The organism is Cupriavidus basilensis (assembly GCF_029335485.1).
GTDB classification, from domain to species: Bacteria; Pseudomonadota; Gammaproteobacteria; order Burkholderiales; family Burkholderiaceae; genus Cupriavidus; species Cupriavidus basilensis_E.
Window position 1 is genome coordinate 1 of the sequence record NZ_JARJLM010000438.1, and the last position, 6,480, is coordinate 6,480.

5 protein-coding genes are annotated in these 6,480 nt (G+C 67.7%); 3 read left to right on the forward strand and 2 right to left on the reverse strand.

Features of this window, described 5'->3' with window-relative positions:
- The coding region (locus P3W85_RS26330) for a DUF6600 domain-containing protein (RefSeq protein WP_346430293.1) at window positions 1-1,590 on the reverse strand (1,590 nt) is incomplete at its 3' end.
- A 339-nt stretch (window positions 1,591-1,929) separates the two neighbouring features.
- A complete protein-coding gene (locus tag P3W85_RS26335; RefSeq protein ID WP_017226069.1) occupies window positions 1,930-3,252 on the reverse strand; it encodes a putative bifunctional diguanylate cyclase/phosphodiesterase in 1,323 nt (440 codons plus the stop codon).
- A 296-nt stretch (window positions 3,253-3,548) separates the two neighbouring features.
- Between P3W85_RS26335 and P3W85_RS26340 the strand changes: the two genes are divergently transcribed.
- The 3 genes from P3W85_RS26340 to P3W85_RS26350 all read left to right on the forward strand — a co-directional run.
- Window positions 3,549-5,180, forward strand: a complete 1,632-nt coding sequence (locus tag P3W85_RS26340) for a methyl-accepting chemotaxis protein (RefSeq protein ID WP_276266916.1) — start codon at window positions 3,549-3,551, stop codon at window positions 5,178-5,180.
- A gap of 25 nt (window positions 5,181-5,205) precedes the next feature.
- Window positions 5,206-5,706, forward strand: a complete 501-nt coding sequence (locus P3W85_RS26345; RefSeq protein WP_017226067.1) for a chemotaxis protein CheW — start codon at window positions 5,206-5,208, stop codon at window positions 5,704-5,706.
- Window positions 5,703-6,480, forward strand: a 778-nt coding sequence (locus tag P3W85_RS26350) for a CheR family methyltransferase (RefSeq protein WP_276266917.1), incomplete at its 3' end; no start/stop codon positions are given. The genes P3W85_RS26345 and P3W85_RS26350, both read left to right, overlap by 4 nt.

Genomic DNA, 6,480 nt, shown 5'->3' on the forward strand with positions numbered 1-6,480 from the left:
GCCCGGCGGCGGACCGCCATTCCGGCCGTGCCCTTCCGGCGCAGCCTGGCTCAAGCGCACCGGCGGCGGCGCGGCGCCCGGTCTTCCAGCCGCGGCGTTGCCGCCATGCCATACCGGACCGGCGCCGGGGATGGTACCGCCGGAGCGGGCAAAACGCTGGGCCAGTTCGTCGCCAGCCGGACGGCCAGGCGCGCGCACGGCGATGGCGGGGCGCGCAAAGCCCTGCATCGCCGCCACTGGGGCCGGGCGCGCGGGTGCCGCGCCGATCAGGCTGGACCTGACCGGTGCCAGCGGCGGCGCGCCGTTGGCTTCGCCTTGGGGCAGGTTGCGCCAGGCCATATTGCGGGCACCGGGCGGCACACGCTGGCCCTGCACGAAGGCACGCGCGGGCATGCCGGTGATGGCGCCCGGCACATTCCGGTTGATATAGACGTTGTCGACGCGATTATTGATCGTCACATTGTTGACCGTGACGTTATTGATGCGAGTGACATAGGCAGGGCTGGCGTGATAGACCGGGCGATATGCCTCGCGCGGGCCGAGCGGATACCAGGCGACGGCCGGGGCACTGCCAATGCTGATGGATGCATTCCAGCCGCCACCGCCGCCGCCGATGAAGCCGACCAGCGCCGGCGCATAGACCGGGCGGACCTCGATCGGGCCCGGCGTCCAGCCCCAGCGGTTGCCGAAGCGTGCCCAGCGGCCATAGTGGGACGGCGCGAAACCCCAGGGCTCGTCGTCGCACCAGCTCCATCCCCACGGCGCCACCCAGGCCCAATGGCCCACGCTGTACGGCGCCCAGTCCACTGCCACCACGCGGGGGAACCATACCGCGCCGTAGCCCGGGTCCTCCTGCCAGTCGCCATAGTCGTCCAGCGCGGCGTAGCCGGTCATTTCGCGCGGTACGTAACGCGCCGCCCGCGATCCGTCCTCCCGCGCATCGCGTGCCATGGTCCAGCGGTCGAATGCATCGATAGGCGGGTTGGTGGCGCTGCCGGCTTCCGCCAGGTCGGTGCCAGCAAAGCGGATCTGATCGCCGCGCTGCATCACCAGCGATTGATTGTCGCCGTAGACTACGGCAGTGCCATGGTGCATGGTGACCACGGTGCTGCTGCCGTCGGGCGCCACGTCCAGGCGGTAATCGCCGGGTTCGCTCGGCACGAAGGCCAGGTTTGGCGTGTCGATCTCGACCGGCTGGTCGGGCGGCAGCGCCCGCAAGCGCAATTGCAGCGTGCCCTGGGTCAGCTTGACCTGGGTGGTACTGTCATCGAGATCGAGCACGGACACGGCGGTGGCACTGCCGAGCCGGATCGCCGTGGAGCCGGCATGCAATTCCGCCCGCCCGCCGTCGTCGACCCAGAGCCGGTCCCCGGTGGTGATCGGCCGGTTGAGCCCGGCCTGCCCCCAGTCGTCGGAGCCGGCCGGGGCGAAGCTCAGGTTGCCGGCGGCGTCAGTGACGGTGGCTATGCGGCCGGAGGGGTCGGCAACCTGTGCCAGCGCCGGCGAGGGCCATTGCCAGGTGATGAATACGAGGCAGCCAGCCAGGAGGACGGCGCGGGCACGGGGGCCAAGCCTGCAGTCAGGAAACATGTCGATACCCCTAGTCCTGGTTCTTGTACGAGACGGGCGCGCGGGCCAGATCCGGCCGGCCCTGTTGTCACCCTACTCCGTATAACGCCGGACCGCCGGCCACGCGCACCGGACTTTGTAAGCACATATGTCCCCGGCGCCGCCACACCGGGAGTGGCAAGCGCCCGAGTGCCGCCTCCCACAGCCCTGGGCCGGCGCCCGTCCCCTCGCCTGTATGGCGAGCGACGACAAAGCTGGAAACAAATTGCAGGCGCGCGGAGAGCGGCCGCGGCGAAGCCGGCCGTGGCAGGTGAACGGGCCGGGAACAGGGGGAATGGCCGGGCGGCGCGCCCCCGGCGGTCAGCGGGCCGACTGCTGCAGGAATTCGGTGAATTTCTCAGGGGACATGGGCCTGCCGTACAGGTAGCCCTGCACTTCATGGCAACCGTTGTCGGCAAGAAAATCCCGCTGCTCGACGGTTTCCACGCCTTCGGCCACCACGCCGATACCCAGGCTGGCGCCCACATTCACCACGGCGCGCACGATGGCGGCGTCCACCGGACTCTGCGTGACATTGCGGATAAACGACTGGTCGATCTTGATGCGGTCGACCGGGAAGGACTTGAGGAAGCTGAGCGAGGCATAGCCGGTACCGAAATCGTCGCAGGTCAGGGTCACGCCATCGCGGCGCAAGGTCTGCAACTGTCCGGAAAACTCATCGCCCTGCTGCAGGGCGATGGTCTCGGTGATTTCGAGTTCGAGCATCTCGGGCGCCAGCGCCAGTTCCCGCAGCACGTGCCTGACCTCGGTCAGCAGCCGGCTTTCGCTGAGCTGGGCGGCAAACAGGTTGATGGCCACGCGCGGCGCATCGGCAAAACCGAGCGACCACATGCGAGCCTGCGCGCAGGCGGTATGGAGCAGCCACACGCCCACGTCGGCAGCCACGCTGCTGGCCGCCAGCGCATCGATGAAACTGGCCGGCGTCAGCAGGCCCTGGGTGGGGTGCCGCCAGCGCATCAGCGCCTCGGCACCCACCACGCGGCCGTCCCGCAGGTCGATCTGGGGCTGGTACAGCAGCTCGAACTGGCGCTGCGCATAGGCGTCGCGCAGCGCTTGCACCAACGACAGGCGGGTGGTCACATCGGTGCGCATCTGCGGCTTGAAGAAACGGATGGTACGGCCGCCGTCGCGCTTGGCCCGGCCCAGCGCCAGGCTGGCGGAGGCGAGTACATCGGAAGCGTTGTCGCCGCCGGCCGGCATCACGCAGGCGCCCAGGCTGGACAACACGTGATGGCGCCGGTTGCCATATTCGTGGGGTTCCGATTGCAGGGACAGGATGGCCGCGCTGACGTGGCGCACCAGGGTGGGGTCGGAAATGGAGGGAAGCAGCACGGCGAATTCGTCGCCACCGACCCGTCCCAGAACCGCGTCGCGCGGAGAGGCATCGCGCAGGCGCCGGGCCACGCGGCGCAGGATCTCGTCGCCTTCGGCATGGCCATGCATATCATTGAATGCACGGAAATCGTCGATGCCGAGCAGCAATAGCGCGCAGCGCGGGACAGCCTCCGAGTGCAGGCGGTTTTCCAGCGTGTTCAAGAATGCCTGGCGCGATGCTACGCCGGTCAGCGGATCGAGGTCCGCGTTCGGCGAGGCGCCTGCCTTCGCCTCCGACCTGGCCACCATGCCTGCCCTATTTAAGATTGTCGACATCTATCCGGTCTGTCCATCTGGCAAGTGTGACTAAAACCAGGAAAAAATCAAGCGCCATCCGGCCATCATATTGCGAAATGTTGCAACACCGCAAATCCCTGTGTCCAAAGCCCCCCGCGCCGGGATGCCATTGAACTGGCACAAACGTTACAGTACCCTACGCCGCTATAATGCACCCCCGGTGCGCAGATCAGCCCACTAACCCGCGTCCGCATGCCGGCTCCAGCCCGTCCGGACGCTGCTTGCCACCCCTTCCTACAAGAAAAGCAATGGGAACACGCACCGTGACCAACTGGACCATCCGCACGCGCATCCTGGCAAGTTTCGCCGCTATCCTGGCGGTCATCTTGCTCACAGCCGTGGTCGCCTACGACCGCCAATCGGCCATCGAGACCCATGCCGCCGCCCTGCGCGACGACGCCCTGCCAGGACTCTACTACAGCACAGCCATGCGTGGCGCCTGGGGCGAATCCTATGTCCTGGCCTGGCAGAGTGTCACCGCGGCCAACGATGCGGAGCGCCGGCAATACGCCGAAAGCAATATGGCCCTGCGCAAGCGGCTGGACACCCTCGAGCAGAAATACGCCGACTCGATCAGGCGCCCCGAGGACCGTCAGCGCTTCGAGAAATACAAGGAGATCCGCCACGGCTACGACGAGGTCTCGGCGCCGCTGTTCGCATCGGGCAACGCCGAGGCTGGCGCCATGGAGGCGCGGCTGCGCGGCCCGGTCCATGCCGTATGGAACGACGGCCGGGCCACGCTGCAAGCGCTATTGGACGATAACAATAAGGTCGCCGAGGATGGCGCCACCAGTATCAACAATGCGGTAGAGACGGCCAAGTTCAGCATCGAGATTTCGCTGGTTGCCGCGCTGCTGGAGGCGCTGGTTGCCGGCTACCTGCTGTTCCGCTCCATTACCGTGCCGATGCGCTCGATCGTCCAGCTGTTGTCGGGCATGCGCGGCGGGGATCTGCGCCAGCGCCTGGCGCTGAGCCGCAAGGATGAATTCCTCGAGATCGAGCAGGGCTTCAACCAGATGACCGGCGAACTCACCGGGCTGGTCGGCCAGGCCCAGCGCTCGGCCATCCAGGTCACCACCTCGGTCAACGAGATCGCGGCCACCGCGCGCCAGCAGCAAGCCACCGCCACGGAAACCGCTGCCACCACCACCGAGATCGGCGCGACCTCCCGCGAGATCTCAGCCACCTCGCGCGACCTGGTCCGCACCATGACCGAGGTGTCCAGCGCCGCCGAACAGACCGCCGGCCTGGCCGGCACGGGCCAGGTGAGCCTGTCGCGCATGGAATCGACCATGCACCACGTCATGGAAGCCGCCGGCTCCGTCAACGCCAAGCTGGCCACGCTCAACGAGAAGGCAGGCAATATCAACCAGGTCGTCACCACCATCGCCAAGGTGGCTGACCAGACCAACCTGCTCTCCCTGAATGCCGCCATCGAGGCCGAGAAGGCGGGCGAATACGGCCGCGGCTTCTCGGTCGTGGCCACCGAAATCCGGCGGCTGGCCGACCAGACCGCGGTTGCCACCTACGATATCGAGCAGATGGTGCGGGAGATCCAGTCCGCGGTGGCGGCTGGCGTGATGGGCATGGACAAGTTCTCCGAAGAGGTGCGGCGCGGCATGTCGGAGGTGACCCAGGTGGGCGACCAGCTTTCCCAGATCATCGGTCAGGTGCAGTCGCTGGCACCGCGGGTGCAGATGGTCAACGAGGGCATGCAGGCGCAGGCCGGCGGCGCCGAACAGATCAACCAGGCGCTGATGCAGTTGTCCGAGGCGGCCCAGCAGACCGTGGAATCCCTGCGCCAGTCCAGCCAGGCGATCGACGAGCTGACGCTGGTCGCCAACGACCTGCGCACCGGCGTGTCGCGCTTCAAGGTCTGAGCGCCCCGGGCGCCGGTCCTCCGCCATGAAGCTCTTCCTGCTGTTCCGTATCGGCCCTGACCACTACGCGCTGGATGCCGGCGAGATTGCCGAAGTCCTGCCCCTGACCACGCTCAAGCACCTGCCCGAGGCGCCGCACTGGGTCAGCGGCCTGCTGGCCCGCGGCGATGACGTGGTGCCGGTGATCGACGTCAACGCGCTGGCAACCGGTACGCCGGCCGCCAGCCGCACCAGCACCCGCACCGTATTGGTGCATTACCGCCGGCGTATGGAAGATCCGGCGAGCCTGCTCGGCTTGCGGCTGGAGTACGCCACCGAAACCCTGCGTTGCGAGCCCGGCGAGTTTGTCGACAGCGGCCTGGCCCCGGGGCCGGCCCGCTACCTGGGTCCCGTGCGCAACGGCGGCCAGGGCCTGGTGCAGTGGGTGAGGGTCAACGCCCTGCTGCCCGACGACGTGCATGCAATGCTGTTTCCCGGGCTGCCCCCCAATACGCCGGCGGCCGGGTCCGCCGCGCCAGGACCATGACCACCGCAACCCATATCGAGGCCCTGCTCAAGGAGCGCATCGGCCTGGCCGCCGAAACCGTGGGCAGCGGCATGATCGAGCGCGCGGTGCGCGAGCGGCTGGCCGCCGCCGCGGTGCCCGACCATCATGCCTACTGGAACCTGCTGCACTCGCGGCCGGACGAGCTGCAAGCGCTGATCGAAGCCGTGGTGGTACCCGAGACCTGGTTCTTCCGCCATCGCGAGGCGCTGCTGGCGCTTGGCCGCTTTGCCGCCATGCGGGTATTCGGCGGCGAACCCGGCAAGGATGGCGCCGGGCCATTGCGCATTCTCAGCGTGCCCTGCTCGACGGGCGAAGAGCCTTATTCGATCGTGATGGCGTTGCTGGACGCAGGCGTGCCGGAGCACCGCTTCCATATCGATGCCGTGGACGTCAGCGCGCGCGCGCTGGAGCGCGCCCGCATCGGGCAGTATGGCAGCAATTCGTTCCGCGGCGGCCCCCTGGACTTCCGCGACCGGTATTTCACCACCAGCGGCAGCGACTACGCCCTCAATGCCAGCGTGCGCGCCAAGGTGCGCCTGCTGCGCGGCAACCTGCTCGATCCGGCGCTGATGGCCAACGAGTCACCTTATCATTTTGTGTTCTGCCGCAACCTGTTGATCTATTTCGATCCGCCCACGCAACAGCGTGCGCTCAGGATGCTGGAACAGCTCAGCCGGCCGGATGCGACGTTGTTCGTCGGGCCGGCCGAAGCCAGCCTGCTGACCCGGCACGGCTTTGTGTCCGCGGGCGTAC